Consider the following 18,674-nt stretch of genomic DNA (forward strand, 5'->3'; position numbering starts at 1 on the left):
GCGATTTAGTAAATTGATGATTTTTTAATTACTCAGGTATCCAATTGTAATTCTAAAATTTTAAGCTCTAAATCCGAAATCAAAATTCCAAAATCCGAAATCAAAATTATTTTCTGATCTCCGCTCCGGCTTCTTTACCTAAGTTATAAATTAATTTTTGCATAATGGCATCAATCGCTTTATCGGTAAGTGTCTTTTCGATATCCTGAATGATAAAGCTTAATGCGTATGATTTTTTACCAGCCGGCAATTTATCTCCCTGGTAAACGTCAAATACACTAACTTCTTTGAGCAGCTTACGCTCGGTTCGCTGGGCAATTTGTTTTAACTGGCCAAAAGTAACCGCCTTATCTATCAGCATAGACAAATCGCGACGTACAGCCGGGAACTTGGAAACCTCCTGGTAAACAATCTTGTTTTTGCGTACGGCTGTCAATATCAGGTCGAAATTAAAGTCGGCATAAAATACTTCCTTATCCACATCAGCTTTTTTCAAAGCTTCGCCGGCAACGGCGCCAAATTTAACCAGCTGCTTGCCGTTCAGCATATATTGCAGACCGTAAGCCAGTTTTTTGCAGGTAGCATCTTCTACCAAATAGCCGGTAATATTCAGGCGCTCTAAAATACTATCAACAATAGCTTTCAGGTTGTAGAACGATACCGGTTTTGGCTTTTGGTTCCATTGTTCAGCAGTAGTTGCACCGGTCAAAAACACCGAGAAACGTTGTACTTCGTTGTACTTATCATCCTTTACGCTGTAAACCTTACCAAACTCGTAGAATTTCAGATCGGCAGCACGACGGTTTTGGTTATAAGTGATAGCTTCCAGACCAGAGTATAGCATGGTTTGACGCATCACATCCAGATCGCTGCTCAATGGGTTCAATATTTTTACCGCAGTATCCAGGTTATCTGAATAAGCAGATTTGGTTAAGGAGTTGGATAAGATCTCGTTAAAACCATTGGCTGTAAGCAAGTCCGACAATTGATTTTGCACCGTGTCTTTCTCAGCCCGTTGAGAGTTATTTAATGATGCCCTGATCTGGGTTGGGATCTCGATATTGTTATAGCCGTAAATACGCAGTATCTCCTCAACCACATCCACTTCGCGGGTAACGTCAACACGGTAGGGTGGCACTTGCAAAGAAAGCGTTTCTTCTGTTTCACTCACTACCTTAATATCCAATGCCTCAATAATGGCCTTGATCTCGGTATGCGGGATAGCCTTACCTATCAGCCTGTGAATATTTTTATAGCTCACCTCAAAAGCAAACGGAGCCACAGGTGCCGGGTAATGATCAAAAATTTCTGACGATACTTCGCCACCAGCTACCTGTTGTATGAGCAAGGCCGCGCGTTTCAAAGCGAACACGGTCATGTCCGGATCGGTACCACGCTCAAACCTGAACGAGGCATCCGTTTTTAAACCATGCCTTTTAGCTGTTTTACGCACCGATACGGAATTAAAATAAGCACTCTCCAAAAAGATGCTGGTGGTTGATGCCTTAACACCCGACGTGATACCGCCAAACACACCGGCAATACACATAGGCTCTTCGGTGTTGCCAATCATCAGGTCGTTTTCTGATAGCTTGCGTTCCACCTCATCCAGGGTTTTAAAAAGAGTTCCTTCCGGATAATTTTTCACCAATACTTTGTTGCCTTTTATTTCGTCGGCATCAAAGGCGTGTAATGGCTGTCCTAGTTCATGCAACACATAATTGGTTACATCCACAATATTGTTGATGGAGCGGACACCGATAACAGCCAGCCGTTCCTTTAACCATTTTGGTGATTCTTTTACTTCCAGGCCGGTCATGGTTAAACCAGAGTAACGCGGACTTGCCTGCTCGTTCTCCACCACAACCTCCACAGTTCTGTTGTTATTGGCGATTTTGAACGCGCTAACATCAGGCCGGGTAACACCGATCTTTAAAAAAGCAGCAATATCACGGGCAGTACCCAGGTGCGACATAGCATCGGCACGATTTGGTGTTAAACCTATCTCGTACATATAGTCGTCGTTCACCTTAAAATAATCTTTAGCCAAAGTACCAACAGGTGCATCAGCATCCAATACCATAATACCTTCGTGACTGGTGCCTAAGCCTATTTCATCCTCAGCACAGATCATCCCTTCGGATACTTCACCGCGTATTTTTGATTTTTTGATAGCGAATGGCTCACCACTAACAGGATATACCGTAGTACCCACCACAGCTACTACTACCTTTTGCCCGGCAGCTACATTAGCCGCGCCGCAAACAATTTGCAGATCCTCCGGACCGCCTACATCAACCTTGGTTACATGCAGGTGATCAGAGTTGGCATGATCTGTACACTCTTTGACGTAGCCAATCACCAGGCCTTCCAATCCGCCGGGAATAGCCTGTACTTTTTCCAGACTTTCCACTTCCAAACCGGTACCGGTGAGGATAATGGAGATTTCCTGAGGCGTTTTATCCGTGTTAATAAATTCTTTAAGCCAGTTATATGATATTTTCATTATTCAGCAGCGATAATCGGCAAAGATATAAAGATTTCGGAAGTCGGATTTGGGATTTGGGATTTAATTGTATTTCGGATGTAGGATTTTCGATTTCGAATTTATTTAGTTTTGATTACAGATGTCAAATTTGGTATTTCTAATTTATTTATCGAGCAAATCCATTTCCCCCAAAATCAAAAAATTACAAATCCCTAAAATCCGAAATCGAAAATCCTACATCCGAAATCATAAGATTCCTTCATCCCCAAAGCTATAATAGCCATTGTCTGTGATGATGAGGTGATCAAGCACATTGATATCTAACAAACGACCTGCAGCGCTTATTTTTTTGGTAAGGTCGATATCCTGGTGACTGGGTTTCAGATTACCCGATGGGTGATTATGCACCAGGATGATACCGCTGGCCTGTTGTTGCAGCGCCATATAAAAGATAATCTTGGGATCGGCAACGGTGGCCGATAAGCCGCCTTTGCTCACTAACTCTTTGGCCAGTACTTTTTGCGAGCGACCAACTAGCAATATCCAGAATTCCTCATGGTTTAGATCCATCAGATGGCGGCGCATAATATTGTAGGCATCACGACTGCTGTTGATATATTCGATGGCTTTGGTTTCAGTATCGTTGCGGCGGCGGCCGATCTCCAGCGCGGCGATAATAGAAATCGCTTTGGCCTCTCCTATTCCCTTGAATTTTGATAGTTCGCTGATGGAAGCTTTGCCCAGCTTATTCAGATCGTTTTCATAATGGTGCAGAATACGCTTACTTAACTCAACAGCGGTTTCGGTGCGGCTACCCGATCCTATGAGGATGGCGATCAGTTCGGCATCGGTGAGCGCACGGCGTCCCTGGGTGCTTAGTTTTTCGCGCGGGCGGTCTTCCTCGGCCCATGATTTAATGCTGATCTTCTCGTTATAGTTTTCCACGGTATTCAAATATGGAGAAAACTATCAAACAAAAGAAATTGCGGCGTAGTGCAGCCTCCGACATCGCTGCAGTAAGCATCTTTTTCTCTACGTGTCATTGTGAGGAGGAACGACGCGGCAATCCCCAATATGCAGAGTCGCTCTGTATATTGAGGATTGCCACGCTGCGCTCGCAATGACGCGTGTAATAACAAAAAAGGGTCATACTTTTCAGTACAACCCTTTTTATATATTTTAAGTTAAGCGATTAGCTTAAGCCATTTACAAATTTAGTAAGCTTTGATTTATTGTTCGAAGCTTTGTTTTTGTGAATAACATTCTTTTTAGCTAAACGGTCTAACATAGAGATCACTTTACCTAACAGTGCACTTGCATCAGCTTTAGTAGTAGTGTTTCTTAATTTCTTAATAGCGTTCCTGGTTGTTTTAGCCTGGTACCTGTTACGCAGACGCTTCGCAGCGTTTGACCTGATTCTTTTTAAAGACGATTTATGATTTGCCATTGTATAGCTTTGTTATTCTTTTTTCTATTTATTTTAAGGACTGCAAATATATGCCGATAATTTTAAATATGCAAGTGCTTTTTTATTAAAGTTTTAAAGCCTTATTTAATCAACTGTACTCCCCGAATGTATTTAAGCCCCACAGGCAACCATTGTAATTAATAACACAACTAAACTACAGCACAAGTGTTAATTTAGCAACAGCTTACTTCAAACCATGGACAACACTAAAAGATTCAGTAACCGGGTGACCGATTATGTCAAATACCGTCCCCACTATCCCAATGCTATCATTACTTTTTTACAGGAAAGCTATCAGTTGACTACCGATAAACTCATTGCAGATATTGGTGCAGGTACGGGAATATCCACCCAATTATTTCTGGATGCCGGTTACCGGGCCATTGCTGTAGAGCCCAATGCCGAAATGCGTGATAAAGCGATAGAACTGCTTAGCTCCTACCCAGGTTTTACCGCCGTAGATAGTACCGCAGAAAATACAGGCTTGGCGGACGAAAGCATCGACGCGGTTATTGCTGGTCAGGCTTTCCATTGGTTTAATGCGCAAAATGCCCGTGCAGAGTTTAAACGGATCCTGAAATCCGGAGGAACAGTAGTGCTCATTTGGAATGAAAGAAAAACAGCTTCAGCATTTGAAATGGAATATGATCAATTGATCATCACGCACGGGCAAGATTATGTAAAAGTTGGTCACCGCAATATCGACTTTGATAACATCGGCGCTTTTTATGATCCCAACCCTTTTGAACTACGGGTATTTGAAAATCAACAGGTATTTGATTTCGACGGGTTAAAAGGCCGCCTGCTTTCCTCATCATACAGCCCCACAAAAGCAGATGCCGGATATGAGCCTATGATCAATGATCTGCAGGTGCTTTTTAATCGTTACCAGCAAAATGGGAAGATCACTATACATTATGATACTAAGGTTTATGTGGGAAGTTTATAACACCCGGTAAAACTTAAAAACTAAACGCCATATTTACCTTCATGAAACGGCGCATCATTTTAAGCTTATCAGGCATTGGTTTAATGCTGCTATGTTCATCCTGGGGTTTCTTTGCGCATTACCGCATCAACAGGCTGGCTGTTTTTACTCTACCCAAGGGCATGGCTGGTTTTTACAAAGCCAATATCGGTTACATTACAGAACATGCCGTGAGTGCCGACAAACGCCGCTACGTAGACTCTACCGAGAACCCTCATCACTTTTTTGATGCCGACCATTATGGCAAAAAGCCCTTTGCCGCTATGCCCCGGCGATGGGCCGACGCTGCTGCCAAGTACTCCGCCGATACGTTAAATAAATATGGCACCGTTCCCTGGACCATCCAATACCAGTATTATAGATTGGTACGGGCATTTAAAGCACATGATACCACGGCTATCCTTAATGCTTCGGCCTACCTGGGGCATTACGTTGCCGATGCACACGTACCACTTCACCTTGCCATGAACTATGACGGGCAATTCACCGATCAGATTGGCATACATGGTTTGTGGGAAACCCGGCTTCCGGAGCTTTTTATCAAACAATATAATCTCTTTGCTGGTCGTGCCCGTTATATCGATAATCCACTCAGCGAAGCATTTAAAATTTGCCAGGTATCCTTCAAAAGTGTCGACTCTGTGTTACAATTTGAGCGAATAATTAACAAGAGCTTTCCATCGGATAAAAAATACAGCCCGGTGATGCGGGGTAAAAGAAAACTTAACGATTATTCTGTGGCCTACAGCCATGCTTATCATAAAATGCTGAAAGGTATGGTAGAGCGACAAATGCGGGCATCGATACGCTCTGTTGGAAGTTTCTGGTACTCGGCTTGGGTAGATGCAGGCCAACCCGACCTTAACAAGCTGATAGCACAACCCTTAAGTTCGGAAGATCGTATTAATTTGCAATATGAAGAGGCCATGTACAAAACCGGAAAATGTATTTACCAGCCAATGAAATAACCCAGAAACTTATTCAGGCATACTTACTATGCCGAAGCCTTTTTATTTCCCCTGCTTTTGATGGCTGCATAAATTGGAGGTACTACAGATATCAGGATAATAGCCATCACCACCAGGGTGAAGTTTTGTTTGATTACCGGAATATTGCCAAAAAAGAAACCAATAAATAAAAAGCTCAGCACCCATGATGCGCCACCCACTATATTATACAGGCTATAGCGTAAAAAAGGCATACGCCCTACACCAGCTACAAAAGGGGCGATGGTTCTGATAATAGGCAAAAACCGGCTAAAGATAACTGCCTTACCGCCATGTTTATCAAAAAACGCTTTGGTATTGAGGTAATATTCCAGTTTTAATATTTTGTTATTTTCTTTAAAAACCTTGGGACCTAAATAATTCCCCAGCAAGTAATTAACTGTATTACCGGTAAAGGCGGCTATAACCAATAGAATGGCCACCAAGGCAATGTCTAATCCGGTTTTACCATTAGCAATAAGGGCACCTGCGGCAAATAACAGAGAATCGCCGGGTAAAAAGGGAGTAACCACAAAACCAGTTTCGGCAAATATGATCGCAAACAGTATAAGATATGTCCAGCCCTTGTAGTCGCTGGTAATCTGGCTCAGATGCACATCAATATGCAGTATAAAGTCGATAATGTTTTTTATTACTTCCACAGTATTTTAAATTTTGGCCAAAAATAGGAATATAAATCAGAATCAGGTATCAAGTAGTTAGTATCAAGTATCACGACTCCCTAAACGCGGTAGTTAGCATTCGCAAAAAATCTTGATACTTGATACTAACTACTTGATACTACTTCGTGGTTTTCAGCAGTAAATTATTGGTAAGGATTGCCGCGCCAAATGCAACCGAGTCTGTACGACCTACAATCCCTTGTGTATAAATGGTATAAGCACGGCCATCTTGTATAGTAACATTGGGTAGCCGGAATTGAACATTGCTCGATGAACTGGTTAGGTTAATGGTAAAATTGTAATTACCCACGGGCAACTGAACATACTTTGATACCGAATCAAAAGCGATATTTGTCCATTGTTTTGCTGTACTGTCATTAGCTCTCAGATCAAGCGGAGCAGAGGTTGGCGAGCAATGCACAAACCGTACGATACCCCGTCCTAAGGGAGGAACAGTAGCTGTATCTAACAACAGAATAGATTTTTTTATAGAATTATCGCTCTTAAAACCGGTAATGAACAAGGTGTATTTTGAGTTGGCTTTTAATGCTACGGTACTATCGACAGTAACCAGGTTTATCGGAGCCAATGTTGCTGAACGTAATTGTATAGGTGGCAACAGCGTGGATATAAAAAAATAGCCCGAATTGTTGGGGTACGTATAATTGGTTGTATTTTCCTTAATAAAATTAAGATATAAATTTACCGGCTGTATATCCGGGCTCAAATTAACAATTTGCAGCTGTGTATTTAATCCGGTGGGATTAGCATTGGCACCTTTGCCACATGATGATACGAAAGGCAATAACAAAGTGCCAACAATAACCAAAAGCAAGGAAACCAGGAAGCCGTTTTTATTGGGTTTAGTCATTAATTTTTAATTTACTGATTAACTATTAAACTGGTGCCAAGTGCCTGGTTGCCTCCAGAACCTATGGTTCCATAACTAACTACAGTATAAATTCTGCCTGTGCTAATTGTCACGGTATCCTTTTTAGGATTGTTTGGAGAACCAGCCTGGTAAACACTTAAAATAAGCGAACCTGTTGTGCTTGGTGTAACATTCAAAAAATCAGTTGTTGTTTTATAAGCTATATTACTAAACTGCGGCGTACTTACCGGAGTAGCACCCGAAGTTACAAAAGCCAATGTAAGAGGTCCGGCATCCGGTGATGCATTTACAAACCTGAGCTTGGCGGTGTTATTGGTGGGCACAGTAGCCGTATCATTGGTAAAAAAAATACTCTCTGGTGTTTGCCCGCTTACATATAATGAATATACTTTTCCCGAATCAAGCGTAAGGGGTAAGGTAAACAAGTAATTAGGAGTCGATGGGTCTGCTAACTTAACCTGATAGTTTTGCAAACCTGCCTTTACCGTTAAATTACCCAGCGTTCCCCCGGGATAGTAATTGGAAGTATTATTGATACGGGTGCCATTCTGGTAAAAATTAATCATGTTGTTTGACGCATTGATTACATTAATACGGGTAGTTGACTGAAACGCAGGCTTATCATCATTTTTTTTACAGGATGCCCAGCATATTGCAATGGCTATAATAAAACTAAAAGCTCTGATCCTGATATTCATTAGAGATAATTATTGAGTTAGTGAATTAGTGATTGAGTGATGAGTAAATTAATCATTAGAGTATTATTCACTAAATCGCTAATTCACTAATTCAAAATTAATTTATATAACTGTTTCCTGCGATTTTTGTTATCTGCGACGAACAAAAAAGTCCGGTTTTTAAAGCCGGACTTAGTTTTGGATTTATAATTTAAGTTTACACTTAAGCATAACTGTTGAGCATCACTGGCATAACCAGCATCAGCACATCTTCATTTTCATCGCCACCCTGAGGCAACAATAATCCGGCACGGTTCGGTGTCGACATCTCCAAAGATACTTCTTCGCAACTTAAATTCTTCAACATTTCTATTAAAAAACGTGCATTGAAGCCAATTTCTATGTCTTCGCCCTCGTACTGGCAGCTTAAACGCTCATGTGCTTCGTTGGCAAAGTCAATATCTTCTGATGATATATTCAACTCGCTGCCACTTATTTTAAGCCTTACCTGATGGGTGGTTTTGTTGGCATAAATAGCCACACGGTTCAACGAACCCAGGAAGGTAAGCCTGTCGATATTTAATTTATTGGGGTTTACTTGTGGTATAACCGCCTCATAATCCGGGTAGCGCTCGTCAATTAAACGACATACCAGGTTAATATTACCAAATTTAAAGAACGCGCTGGTGGAGTTATACTCTACTGATACATTCACATCATCAGTCGGTAACGACGATTTTAATAATGTTAACGCTTTTTTAGGTAATATAAATGAAGTGGTGCTTGCTGCCTTAGCATCTTTACGACGGTAACGTACCAGCTTATGTGCATCGGTAGCTACAAAAGTAAGGTGCTGGGTGCTTAACTGGCAGTATACACCGGTCATGGCAGGGCGCAGTTCATCATTACTTACCGCAAAGATGGTTTTGTTAATAGCTTCGGCTAAAACAGAAGCCGGCAAATTTACCGATGATGCATTCTCCACTACCGGTATCTTTGGGAAATCCTCACCATTTTCGCCGCTCAGTTTATACTTTCCGTCGCCCGCGTTTATTTCAATAGCAAAGGTGTTATCATCTACAGAAAAAGCTACCGGTTGTTCTGGTAACGACTTTAAAGTTTCCAATAATATACGCGATGGTATGGCAATGCGGCCATTCTCTTTAGCCTCAACAGCTAATGACGTGGTCATGCTGGTTTGCAAATCGGTTGCAGAAATGGTTAAGTTTCCATCCTTTATCTCGAACAAAAAGTTTTCCAGTATTGGCAAAACAGTGCTATTGCTTAAAGCCCCGCTTACAGCCTGCAGTTGTTTGAGTAATGTTGATGTAGAAACAATAAATCTCATAAGGGAATATTTTATCAATCAAAAATATAAAATTTAATGCGCATACTTCCGTTTACGGATGTAATGTTGAAAAATAGCACATATTAACACTAAAAGCAAAGGCCCAACCGTATTTACCAGCTGCCAGTACATTTTTTCGTTACGGATGCGGGCCCGGTTAAGCAAACGTAGCTTGATTTCCTTGGCACGCAGCGCTATCAGCCCAGAGTCATCAGTCATATAATCAGCAATGTTCAGCAACAGGTTTTTATTACCATAAGTTTGCTGGGTATAATGATCATACCCCAATGGATATGGTGAACCATCGCTGCCTATTTGGTTTTTCAAGATATCCCCATCGCTGATCACAATCATCTTGGTGGGTACACTCTCCGGCTGTATAGCCGCCTGTTCGGTAAGCCCTTCCGGCAGCGGACGATTGCGCCAATCGGAAACAAATTTACCTTCCAGCAACACGCCTACCGTTTTGGGTGTACCCTGAAAATCTTTAGGATTAGGTTCCTGCTCCAATGCCTGTAACGACAGCATATGCGGCGCGCTCATTTTTTTATTATACGGCGACGAGGTAAGCAGGATGGTTTTCTTTACATCTTTAGTATCCAGCAGATCGATAGTACTGGCAAATTCACTGCTGATGCCGTCCAGATTTTTCACCACCGGATGTTTGGACAGCGGGATAAATATGGGATAAAACAACCATGGCAACATTTGTATCTGCGCCTGCCCACCCACGCTACCGGTAGTAACCGGAATCTGTGAACAGTTCATATCCGCTATCAGGTCATAATTAATCCGTACACCATATCTAAAAAGCTGATCGTCCAAATTCAATTGTTTGGCAAAGGCCAGCTGCTCGCCACCATGCCCACGCAGGCTATCCAATTCGGCGCTAACCTGGTCAATCGTCCACAGTACGCGGCCGCCATGCATAATATACTGGTCGAGTTTGAATTTTTCCAGTTCGGTAAATTTTTTATCGGGCTTGGGTATCACCAGCAGCTTTACCTTTTGCAGACCGGCGGTGCTGATAGTACTTAAGTTAACCCGGCCAACCTGGTAACCGTCCGAAAGCGATTTCATGGCATCATTCAGTTGCAGATCGCTCAGTTCGTTATGGCCTTCGGTAAAACCAATTTCGGGCTTGCCGCCGCTGGTTGCTTTTTTTATGGCCGATGAAAAGGCATACTCCAGGTTTTGAATAGAGTTATTCAACACTTCATCTGGCGAAAGGCCTATCCTGCTCAGTAATAATTTTACAGCAATATCTTTACCATTAGCCGATACCAACGCACCCGGGAATATCAGCTTTTGTGATACACCATCATCGGTTTTTACGCTCAGGTTGGTTGGCTCAATGCCTTTGGCTTCCAGGTTTTGGATGGCCTCATTTTGCTGATCGCCGGATAAGTTTTTCAGGGGATCAACAAATTCAAACTGTAACTTGCGGTGACTGTAGGCCTGCAGATCATTCAGCATATCACGCGTGGCACCCTGCAGCCTTTTAAACCCACCCGGTAAATTACCGCCCTGCAAGTACACGGTAACTTTTACCGGCTGCTGCAAACCATCCATTATCTGTGTGCTAATAGGCGAAAGGGTATATCGTTTTTCGGTAGTAAAATCAAAACGGGTAAAAGCGATATTACCGATAATAGCTACAACCAGCAAGCCCCCCAGCCCCCTGAAGGGGGAGCTAGAAATAATATTTTTTTTACGCTGACGGATGATCACGAACAGTGTAAGCCAAATGAACAGGCCTGCTAGTACAACAAAATAGGCCAGATCGCGCGTATCCAACACGCCGCGGCTTACGGATTGGTAATGCTCCGTAATACCCAGGTTTTGCAAACCCAGGTCCTGTAACGACAGCAGTTGACTCAAAGAATCAAACCCGCTGTAAAAAAAGAAACACAGGAAAACTGCTACCGTAAAGGCGATAATCTGGTTTTTGGTAATGGATGATGCGAACAGGCCAATGGCAGCAAATGTCGCTCCTAATAAAAACAAGCCTATGTAGGAGCCAATGACTGCCCCTGTATCAATATTACCCTGCGGCGTACCCAGCGTGCTTACCGAAAAATAATAAACCAGTGTAGGTAACAAAGCGAAAAGCACCAACAGTACACTGGCCAGGTATTTCCCCAATACAATTTGCCAATCGGTAAGCGGACGGGTAAATAACAGCTCAAAAGTGCCTTCTTTACGTTCCTCGGCCAATGATCGCATGGTAATAGCCGGTATCAGGAACATGAACAGGTATGGTGCGGTGCTGAAAAGGCTTTCGAGCCCGGCATAGCCATAATCTAAAATGCTAGAATCCGGGAACACCCACAAAAACAAACCCAGCACCAATAAAAATACGCCAATGGTAACATAGGCTACCAGCGAACTGAGGTAAGAAATGATTTCTTTTTTAAGGATGCTTAGCACTTTCTTGATTGGGTGTTGAGCGCCGAAATTACAATATTTTTTTATTGGTTTATGGGTTCAATTGCTCATTGGTTTATTAGTGCTAAAAGAAACACACACGCGTTAGCAAAGGAATCAATAGCTTTTTAAAAAAAGTGGGTTTACATGGGTTTACACTTTTTACGGTTAAAATAATTATAAATAATTGATAATTAATATATTATCAAAATAAAAACTCTAATATGATGGTAAAAGTGTAAACCATCATTTGGCGTGCGCGTACCATTCCATCTAGGTGGCATTCAGTAAGATATTTTTAAATAAAGGGTCCTGAAACAGCTATCTGTTTCAGGACCCTTTATTTGATTATTCGTTTCTTAGAAACGGTATGCCAAACGCAGATTGGCCTGGTTAAGGGCGCCGCTGTTTGACCAGCTTTCAAACCTCGCCCCAACCTCTATACCATTACCAAAAGTATAGCCCACCCCTGGTGACCATGCAAATGATGTTTTGTAATTAGGCCCTTTAATAGCGAATGCAACACCAGCCTGACCTTCAACAAAAAAGCCATGACTAACATAATACTTGATGCCCACCTTAACCGGCACGAAACTGGCACCTGTGCTATTATTACCCTCAGCCTTCAGAAAACCTTTTTCAAAACTGGTATATGGCAGGTAAGTATATCCTGCCGATATGGTAAACAGGGTTTTGGTGGCGATAGGCAACTCATATTTGACCGATGCCCCCCAGATAGCTGTGGAATTACCCCGAACATGATTCAAAGTAACTCCACCCTCCAACCCAAAACTGAACTGAGCATGATCTGCCGGAGAAGACGGTGTTGTTGATGTTGTACCAGATGCTGATGTTTGAGCAAAGCTGCCCCACACTGTGCCGCATACTGCGGCCAGCGTAAATAGGATTTTTTTCATATTGAATGTGTGTAAAGTTAAATTACCGGCCACACAGGGTACCACTGCACCAGCCGATTGATAAAACAGACGCTTATTTTTACAGGATATTATTTCAGCCTATAGCTTTTAACATTCATTAACATAAGCCTTAATAATAAATAAGGCCCGGTGATATGCTCACCGGGCCTTGAATTTGAATGGCTATTTCTATCTAAAACGGTAAGCCAAACGCAAACCCGCCTGGCCAAGCGTACCATCCTTAGCCCAGCCTTCGTAGCGGAGGCCGATCTCAAAACCTTCCCTAAAGCTATAGCCAATTCCCGGCGAATAGGCAAATGCTGTACCACTGGCCCTTCCGGTATAAAAGGCAGCACCTATCTGGCCTTCAGCAAAAAAGTTTCTGTCAAAATAATATTTAATACCCACTTTTAAAGGGATGGCATTAATGGCAGGACCGCCAATATCGCTGTATACCCCTTTTGGCTGGAACGAGTTATAGCCACCCGATATGGTAAACCAGGTACTGCGTTCAATCGGAAGCTCGTATTTGAGCGAAGCGCCTAATACCGAACCAAAAAGATGGTGTGCGTCGCCGGTAGGTAAACCGGCTTCAAAACCGATACTGAATATTCCGCTGTTTCTGCCCCTGGACTGCGCAAAGCTTTGCATTGCAGTAACTCCAATAATAAATAAGGCTAATAAAATTTTTTTCATGACTTTTTAGATTGTGTGATTTTTAACAATACAGCGCTGTAGACATATTGTTTGCCTTATGTTGGATAGTTATGGTATTATCCCTAGTAATAGCCCACATTCATTTGGTTATGATTATATAAAAAGAGCGCCGGAATAGTATTCCGGCGCCCTCCATTTATTGTTGCTATTTGCTTAAAAACGGTATGCTAAACGCAAACCAAGCTGACCGATAGTACCATTGTTTGACCAACCTTCATAACGAACACCCGCTTCAAAGCCACCGGCAAAAGTATAACCAATACCTGGCGAGTAAGCGAATAAGGTACTGCTACCGCTATTGGTACCAAAGGCAGCGCCTACCTGTGCTTCACCAAAAAAGTGCCCGTCAAAATAGTATTTGGCACCCACTTTCACGGGGATTATGCCGGCAGAACCACCGTCGCTGTGAAACTGGAAACTGAGCTCCGGATCGTTATAGGAATAGTCGAAACCCTTAATATGGATGCTGCTATACCCGGCCGATGCGGTGATAAATAAATTATTGGCTACAGGATACTCATATTTGAGCGAACCGCCAATAATATAATTAGAGTAGTTGTGGAAATCGCCAACAGGCAATCCACCTTCCAAACCGATGCTGAATTTACCGCCGTCTCCGGATTTAGTTTGAGCGAAAGTTGTGCAAGCCGTGCCTGCAATAAATGCTAAGGCTAATAGGATTTTTTTCATAAAATAATTTTGTAATAAGATTAATGCGGGTTTGTTTTTTACCGCTGTCGGTTTATTTGACGTGTATGATCACACAACGTTTAATACACCATAAAATATTTATAATAATAAAGCCCGGAGATAATATCCCCGGGCTTTTAAAAAATCTGTAAATTCAATCAACATCTTTTCACAAGTACTTCATTAACTTTTATAAAAATTTACTAAAATATTCTTTTAGGTTCAATACCAAGACTTAGAACATTACCAGTTGTTATTTCCCTCGTATTATAATTAGTACCGTCAAATGATGTGATTATAGGCTGGTCGAAGCTTAATGTAGCCTCCCCTAAAAAATCAGATGCCAAGGTTGTCTTTACACTAACTGTTCTTTTTTCGCTGGTAGTAGCGCTCGCACCGAATTTCAAGCCTATCTTTTCGGTTATAGAATTAGTTATTTCAAAATTAGCAGCAAATGTGCTTGTATTTTCATAGGTTTGGGTAATCTCTTGCGAGTTATCATATTCATAAACTATAAACTTCCACGCTGTACCATAATTTTGCAGATCCCATGGCACTAATTCCACATTTGGATGATATTCTTTTGGCGTAATTGAAGTAACTCTGTAATGAGGAAAAACGCCCTCCTGTTTAAGTGTAAATTGAACATCAAACAAATCGGCAGGATTCACACTTAGCACTTTATTTATATCATTCCCTAAACCATTTTTCGCGTTTATTAAAATAGTTATCCTAAACTCAAAATTACCTTCCGTCCATATCCCAAAAGGCTTCTTTGGTACCTCGCCTTCTTTCAATTTAGGATCACCATCTTGATCCGCTATCATATTCAAAGCATTTGGAGTCAAAAATCTCATAGAGGTTATAAATTCACTATAATTATTCTTGAATTGTCCCCTGGGTTGGCCGGCTGTTAACCCGTAATATATATAATCCCGATGCCATTCATCTCCTGAATTATAGGCAGCAATATTAACAGGATCTATACCACTCGAATTGGTTACCCTGTTTGGGTTTAATTTATTAACTTTTGTTTTGGGATTTATATTATTAAACGCATCATCGGCGAAATTTAGGACCAGACCACCATTATTATAAACTGTTGAGGATTGCGAGTTTGACGCAACGCTATTTGATGCTAATTTATTACCAGTTCCTACTATAACCCTTTCATTTTGTTTGATTACAAGTACAGGAAAACCAGGTATTTCGTCGGCCGCCAAAGCATTTTCTTTGCCTTTATCATCATAAAATAACACATTGCTATTTGCTGTGTTTGAAACCGCTACTACCGGGACCTCATTACTTGAATTCCATTTTTCAGGTGAAAAATTGGGTAATGTAGGTACAAATATGGTTAACAACGGTAATTGCTGTTCCACAGCTTCCAACTCTTCTTTCGAAGCAGCAAACCGTATTAATTTTTCATGAACAGTTTCAGCGCCATTGATTTTTGTATCTTTAATCATTTGATAAAGTATATCATGGTCATTATCAAACTGCTTTAAGCTTTCATCTTTCAAAAATGACCTTAATGGAGCATCATCTTTAACTGCTTTAGCTAAAATTTTGGCAAATGTAATTTGAGAGTTGTTTACTGCTGAATTCTCAGCCGTATTGCTTGCAGGAATAGGAGTGTTATTTTTTGTATCGATGTCTTTTTTGCAGGATTGCATCAATACAACGCACGACAAAGCCATGCCAATAACGGATAAGTGTTTTTTCATTGTTTTTCTTTTTAGGTTCGAAGGTGTGATAAAGAAATATTGATTAAGGCAAATATATATCGTTTAGGATAATAATAACAATTAGCAGTGAAATATTAACATAAAATAACAATAAATTAATTACCATAAAGATAAATACCCGAACCATACGCATCTGCATTGATATTACAGATCAACAAAAAAGCCGGAGAGCAATGCTCTCCGGCTTTTTATTTTTAATTGCTAATTTATTGTTTAGAAACGATAAGCTAAACGCAGGCCCAATTGGCTGGTAGTTCCGTTTTTTGACCATCCCTCATAACGTACGCCTGCTTCAAAACCACCATCAAACGTATAACCAACACCTGGGGAATAGGCAAATGCAGTACCATAACCGCTTTTTGTCCCAAAAGCAGCACCTAATTGACCTTCAGCAAAAAAGCCTTGTTCAATGTAATATTTCACACCTACTTTTACTGGGATAAAGCCAACAGATCCAAAACCCAAATCCTTTAATACACTTTTTGGATGGAAAGAGTTATAACCTGCAGAAACGGTAAACCAGGTACTTGCAGCTATCGGAAGCTCATATTTAAGAGAGCCACCTATTACATAGTTGTAACCATTGTGTGAATCACCAACCGGTAATCCGCCTTCAAGACCGATACTGAATTTACCACTGTCGCCAGATTTAGTTTGCGCGAGGGTTGTGAATGCCGTGCCAGCAATAATAGCTAAGGCTAATAGAACTTTTTTCATAATTTATTAGATTGATGTTTGTTTGTTAACACAACGTTAATAGGATTTTCCTATAACGCAGTTTTTTCTGAGACTATAGACGCTGCTATTAAGCAAACGTTACAATCTCTTTTTAATATTTTATTAAATACGTGATTTTAGCATATTAATCAATAGATAATATGGGAGATACTCACCCTGGGCGACGGTGATTTTGTATCGGTTTAATTCGTAAATAAAGTAATAATCAATAGAATAATACAGGTACTCACCATGGGCGGCAGGGAGTTAGTATCTATTTTATTTGTTAATAAAGTAACTAGGCGGCACAAAAATAAAAGTTTATTTTAAAAATCAAAATATTTAATTGTCACCGGTAAGTGATATAAATATCTGCTCCAGGGTATGATCATTATTTTTTTGACGAAGCCCCTGCAGGGTATCATCGGCTACAATTTTACCTTTATTAATAATAATTACCTTATTACATGCGGCCTCTACTTCCTGCATAATATGGGTAGACAGGATGATGGTTTTTGTTTTCCCCAGTTCCAGTATCAACTGGCGGATACCAATGAGTTGGTTAGGATCGAGTCCGGAGGTGGGCTCGTCCAATATCAGCACATCCGGGTTATGTAATATAGCTTGCGCCAGTCCTACCCTTTGACGATAGCCTTTTGAAAGCTGTCCTATTTTTTTATGCTGTTCGGGCCCCAGGCCTGTTTGTTCAATAATAGCAGCTATGCGTTTTTCGGGGTCTTGTACCTTATGAATACCGGCAATAAAGCCCAATGATTCTTTCACATACATATCCAGGTACAGCGGATTGCTCTCGGGCAGGTAACCAATGCGCCTGCGAACTTCCAATGGTTGTGCTATAACATCAAATCCGCAAACCGATGCCGAACCTGAAGTTTGAGGAATAAAGCAGGTGAGGATTTTCATGGTGGTTGATTTACCAGCACCATTAGGACCTAAAAAACCCAGCACACCAGGCGCTGCACTAAAGCTGATACTATCAACCGCTTTTTGTGTCCCGTAAACTTTTGACAACGACTCAACCCGGATACTCATAGCTCAAATGTAAAAGAGTATTTCGGATTTCGGAATTTCGATTTCGGATTTATTGATTTTTTGTCAATGATGTTGTGTTACTTTTCAAAAATAACAGCATCGGCTTTTGCTCCCAGTTTTTCCAATATCCCGGTTATTTCCTGCACCATGGCATCGGGGCCGCAAACATAAAAGTGCTTGTTAAAGTCCTTTACTTCGGCTTTTAAAAAGTCTTCGTTAATACGGCGCTGATCATGCGTGCTGTCTTTTTGATTAGTTATGGTAAATAAAGCGTTTTCGCCCAATATGCCTTTCAATTCATCGGCCAGGATAATATCCTGATCGGTTTTATTAGAGAAGAAGAGTTTATTATCCGCTATAGCACCTTGTTGGTTAAGATGCCTCAATATGGCTATAAATGGCGTAATACCGGCACCGCCGGCAATAAAGTATCCTGGCCCTTTATATTCAATAGCTCCCCAGGCTTCACGCAGTATCAGTTCATCGCCTACTTCCAGTTCGCCGAGGTGATTGGTAACACCCGGATGATCATTGTATATTTTAATGGTAAACTCCAGGTAATGCTGGTCGGCAAGACAGGTAAACGTAAAAGGGTTCCGTTGCCCTTCCCATTGCGGTTGATTGATGGATAGTTCTGTTGCCTGCCCCGGTGTAAATGTAAAACCATCGGGCTTTTCTACTATAAACTGTTTAACGTTATGGGTTACGTTATGGATATCCAGTATTCTCACAATTTGTTCCATAGTGGCGGTAATAAATTAATTGGTTTTATGATAATGAATTTAGTGATGATTTGGTTTTAATTAAAGTAATTTAAGTCTTGATTTTTATATGCTTAAGCTTTTTGCCTTTCGCTTTCAGCTTTCTCCCTAAAT

At 41.2% G+C, this 18,674-nt stretch carries 17 protein-coding genes; 2 read left to right on the forward strand and 15 right to left on the reverse strand.

Annotation, left to right across the window (positions count from 1 at the left end; all coding sequences use genetic code 11):
* Positions 1 to 106 precede the first annotated feature (106 nt).
* The 3 genes from pheT to rpsT form a co-directional block, all read right to left on the reverse strand.
* Positions 107 to 2,506 (reverse strand): phenylalanine--tRNA ligase subunit beta, encoded by a 2,400-nt coding sequence (gene pheT / locus G7092_RS13580; RefSeq protein WP_166090149.1) that lies wholly within the window; start codon positions 2,504 to 2,506, stop codon positions 107 to 109.
* Between the two features lie 228 nt (positions 2,507 to 2,734).
* Entirely contained in the window at positions 2,735 to 3,433 is a 699-nt protein-coding gene (radC, locus tag G7092_RS13585) for a RadC family protein (protein ID WP_166091005.1), read from the reverse strand.
* Positions 3,434 to 3,680: 247 nt separating this feature from the next.
* Positions 3,681 to 3,935: a 30S ribosomal protein S20 gene (gene rpsT / locus G7092_RS13590; protein WP_076374856.1), complete on the reverse strand. Its 255-nt coding sequence runs from the start codon at positions 3,933 to 3,935 to the stop codon at positions 3,681 to 3,683.
* A gap of 217 nt (positions 3,936 to 4,152) precedes the next feature.
* Between rpsT and G7092_RS13595 the strand changes: the two genes are divergently transcribed.
* Positions 4,153 to 4,905: a class I SAM-dependent methyltransferase gene (locus G7092_RS13595; RefSeq protein WP_166090153.1), complete on the forward strand. Its 753-nt coding sequence runs from the start codon at positions 4,153 to 4,155 to the stop codon at positions 4,903 to 4,905.
* 41 nt (positions 4,906 to 4,946) lie between these two features.
* Positions 4,947 to 5,912 carry a zinc dependent phospholipase C family protein gene (locus tag G7092_RS13600; RefSeq protein WP_166090156.1) on the forward strand — a complete coding sequence of 322 codons (966 nt, stop codon included), beginning with the start codon at positions 4,947 to 4,949 and terminating at the stop codon, positions 5,910 to 5,912.
* Between the two features lie 26 nt (positions 5,913 to 5,938).
* Here the strand turns inward: G7092_RS13600 and G7092_RS13605 are convergent, their stop codons facing one another.
* The 12 genes from G7092_RS13605 to G7092_RS13660 all read right to left on the reverse strand — a co-directional run bounded on the left by G7092_RS13605 (position 5,939) and on the right by G7092_RS13660 (position 18,542).
* Positions 5,939 to 6,592 (reverse strand): DedA family protein, encoded by a 654-nt coding sequence (locus G7092_RS13605; RefSeq protein WP_166090158.1) that lies wholly within the window; start codon positions 6,590 to 6,592, stop codon positions 5,939 to 5,941.
* A gap of 139 nt (positions 6,593 to 6,731) precedes the next feature.
* Positions 6,732 to 7,484: a DUF4397 domain-containing protein gene (locus G7092_RS13610; RefSeq protein WP_166090160.1), complete on the reverse strand. Its 753-nt coding sequence runs from the start codon at positions 7,482 to 7,484 to the stop codon at positions 6,732 to 6,734.
* 11 nt (positions 7,485 to 7,495) lie between these two features.
* A complete protein-coding gene (locus G7092_RS13615; RefSeq protein WP_166090163.1) occupies positions 7,496 to 8,203 on the reverse strand; it encodes a DUF4397 domain-containing protein in 708 nt (235 codons plus the stop codon).
* A 202-nt stretch (positions 8,204 to 8,405) separates the two neighbouring features.
* Entirely contained in the window at positions 8,406 to 9,530 is a 1,125-nt protein-coding gene (dnaN, locus tag G7092_RS13620; RefSeq protein ID WP_166090165.1) for a DNA polymerase III subunit beta, read from the reverse strand.
* A 33-nt stretch (positions 9,531 to 9,563) separates the two neighbouring features.
* Complete coding sequence (gene gldG, locus G7092_RS13625) at positions 9,564 to 11,960, reverse strand: gliding motility-associated ABC transporter substrate-binding protein GldG (RefSeq protein WP_166090167.1); 2,397 nt, start codon at positions 11,958 to 11,960, stop codon at positions 9,564 to 9,566.
* Positions 11,961 to 12,316: 356 nt separating this feature from the next.
* Positions 12,317 to 12,874 carry an outer membrane beta-barrel protein gene (locus tag G7092_RS13630; protein WP_166090169.1) on the reverse strand — a complete coding sequence of 186 codons (558 nt, stop codon included), beginning with the start codon at positions 12,872 to 12,874 and terminating at the stop codon, positions 12,317 to 12,319.
* A gap of 189 nt (positions 12,875 to 13,063) precedes the next feature.
* The gene (locus G7092_RS13635; protein WP_166090171.1) at positions 13,064 to 13,570 is read right to left on the reverse strand and encodes an outer membrane beta-barrel protein; all 507 of its coding nucleotides are present in this window, start codon (positions 13,568 to 13,570) and stop codon (positions 13,064 to 13,066) included.
* A gap of 174 nt (positions 13,571 to 13,744) precedes the next feature.
* On the reverse strand, positions 13,745 to 14,281 hold the full coding sequence (locus G7092_RS13640; RefSeq protein ID WP_166090173.1) for a hypothetical protein: 537 nt from the start codon (positions 14,279 to 14,281) through the stop codon (positions 13,745 to 13,747).
* A 203-nt stretch (positions 14,282 to 14,484) separates the two neighbouring features.
* Positions 14,485 to 16,008 carry a hypothetical protein gene (locus G7092_RS13645; protein WP_166090176.1) on the reverse strand — a complete coding sequence of 508 codons (1,524 nt, stop codon included), beginning with the start codon at positions 16,006 to 16,008 and terminating at the stop codon, positions 14,485 to 14,487.
* 234 nt (positions 16,009 to 16,242) lie between these two features.
* The gene (locus G7092_RS13650) at positions 16,243 to 16,746 is read right to left on the reverse strand and encodes a hypothetical protein (protein ID WP_166090178.1); all 504 of its coding nucleotides are present in this window, start codon (positions 16,744 to 16,746) and stop codon (positions 16,243 to 16,245) included.
* Positions 16,747 to 17,088: 342 nt separating this feature from the next.
* Positions 17,089 to 17,799, reverse strand: a complete 711-nt coding sequence (locus G7092_RS13655) for an ATP-binding cassette domain-containing protein (protein ID WP_166090180.1) — start codon at positions 17,797 to 17,799, stop codon at positions 17,089 to 17,091.
* Positions 17,800 to 17,876: 77 nt separating this feature from the next.
* Entirely contained in the window at positions 17,877 to 18,542 is a 666-nt protein-coding gene (locus G7092_RS13660) for a ferredoxin reductase domain-containing protein (protein ID WP_166090182.1), read from the reverse strand.
* Positions 18,543 to 18,674 lie beyond the last annotated feature (132 nt).

The organism is Mucilaginibacter inviolabilis, assembly GCF_011089895.1.
In the GTDB taxonomy this organism is placed as follows: Bacteria; Bacteroidota; Bacteroidia; order Sphingobacteriales; family Sphingobacteriaceae; genus Mucilaginibacter; species Mucilaginibacter inviolabilis.

What these genes read in the sequence shown, in the direction of transcription:
- dnaN (WP_166090165.1), bottom strand. Translation starts at nt 9,530, where the DNA reads ATGAGATTTATTGTTTCTACATCAACATTACTCAAACAACTGCAGGCT.
- G7092_RS13655 (WP_166090180.1), bottom strand. Translation starts at nt 17,799, where the DNA reads ATGAGTATCCGGGTTGAGTCGTTGTCAAAAGTTTACGGGACACAAAAA.
- G7092_RS13640 (WP_166090173.1), bottom strand. Translation starts at nt 14,281, where the DNA reads ATGAAAAAAATCCTATTAGCCTTAGCATTTATTGCAGGCACGGCTTGC.
- G7092_RS13630 (WP_166090169.1), bottom strand. Translation starts at nt 12,874, where the DNA reads ATGAAAAAAATCCTATTTACGCTGGCCGCAGTATGCGGCACAGTGTGG.
- G7092_RS13600 (WP_166090156.1), top strand. Translation starts at nt 4,947, where the DNA reads ATGAAACGGCGCATCATTTTAAGCTTATCAGGCATTGGTTTAATGCTG.
- pheT (WP_166090149.1), bottom strand. Translation starts at nt 2,506, where the DNA reads ATGAAAATATCATATAACTGGCTTAAAGAATTTATTAACACGGATAAA.
- G7092_RS13635 (WP_166090171.1), bottom strand. Translation starts at nt 13,570, where the DNA reads ATGAAAAAAATTTTATTAGCCTTATTTATTATTGGAGTTACTGCAATG.
- G7092_RS13610 (WP_166090160.1), bottom strand. Translation starts at nt 7,484, where the DNA reads ATGACTAAACCCAATAAAAACGGCTTCCTGGTTTCCTTGCTTTTGGTT.
- G7092_RS13650 (WP_166090178.1), bottom strand. Translation starts at nt 16,746, where the DNA reads ATGAAAAAAGTTCTATTAGCCTTAGCTATTATTGCTGGCACGGCATTC.
- rpsT (WP_076374856.1), bottom strand. Translation starts at nt 3,935, where the DNA reads ATGGCAAATCATAAATCGTCTTTAAAAAGAATCAGGTCAAACGCTGCG.
- G7092_RS13615 (WP_166090163.1), bottom strand. Translation starts at nt 8,203, where the DNA reads ATGAATATCAGGATCAGAGCTTTTAGTTTTATTATAGCCATTGCAATA.
- G7092_RS13595 (WP_166090153.1), top strand. Translation starts at nt 4,153, where the DNA reads ATGGACAACACTAAAAGATTCAGTAACCGGGTGACCGATTATGTCAAA.
- G7092_RS13660 (WP_166090182.1), bottom strand. Translation starts at nt 18,542, where the DNA reads ATGGAACAAATTGTGAGAATACTGGATATCCATAACGTAACCCATAAC.
- G7092_RS13645 (WP_166090176.1), bottom strand. Translation starts at nt 16,008, where the DNA reads ATGAAAAAACACTTATCCGTTATTGGCATGGCTTTGTCGTGCGTTGTA.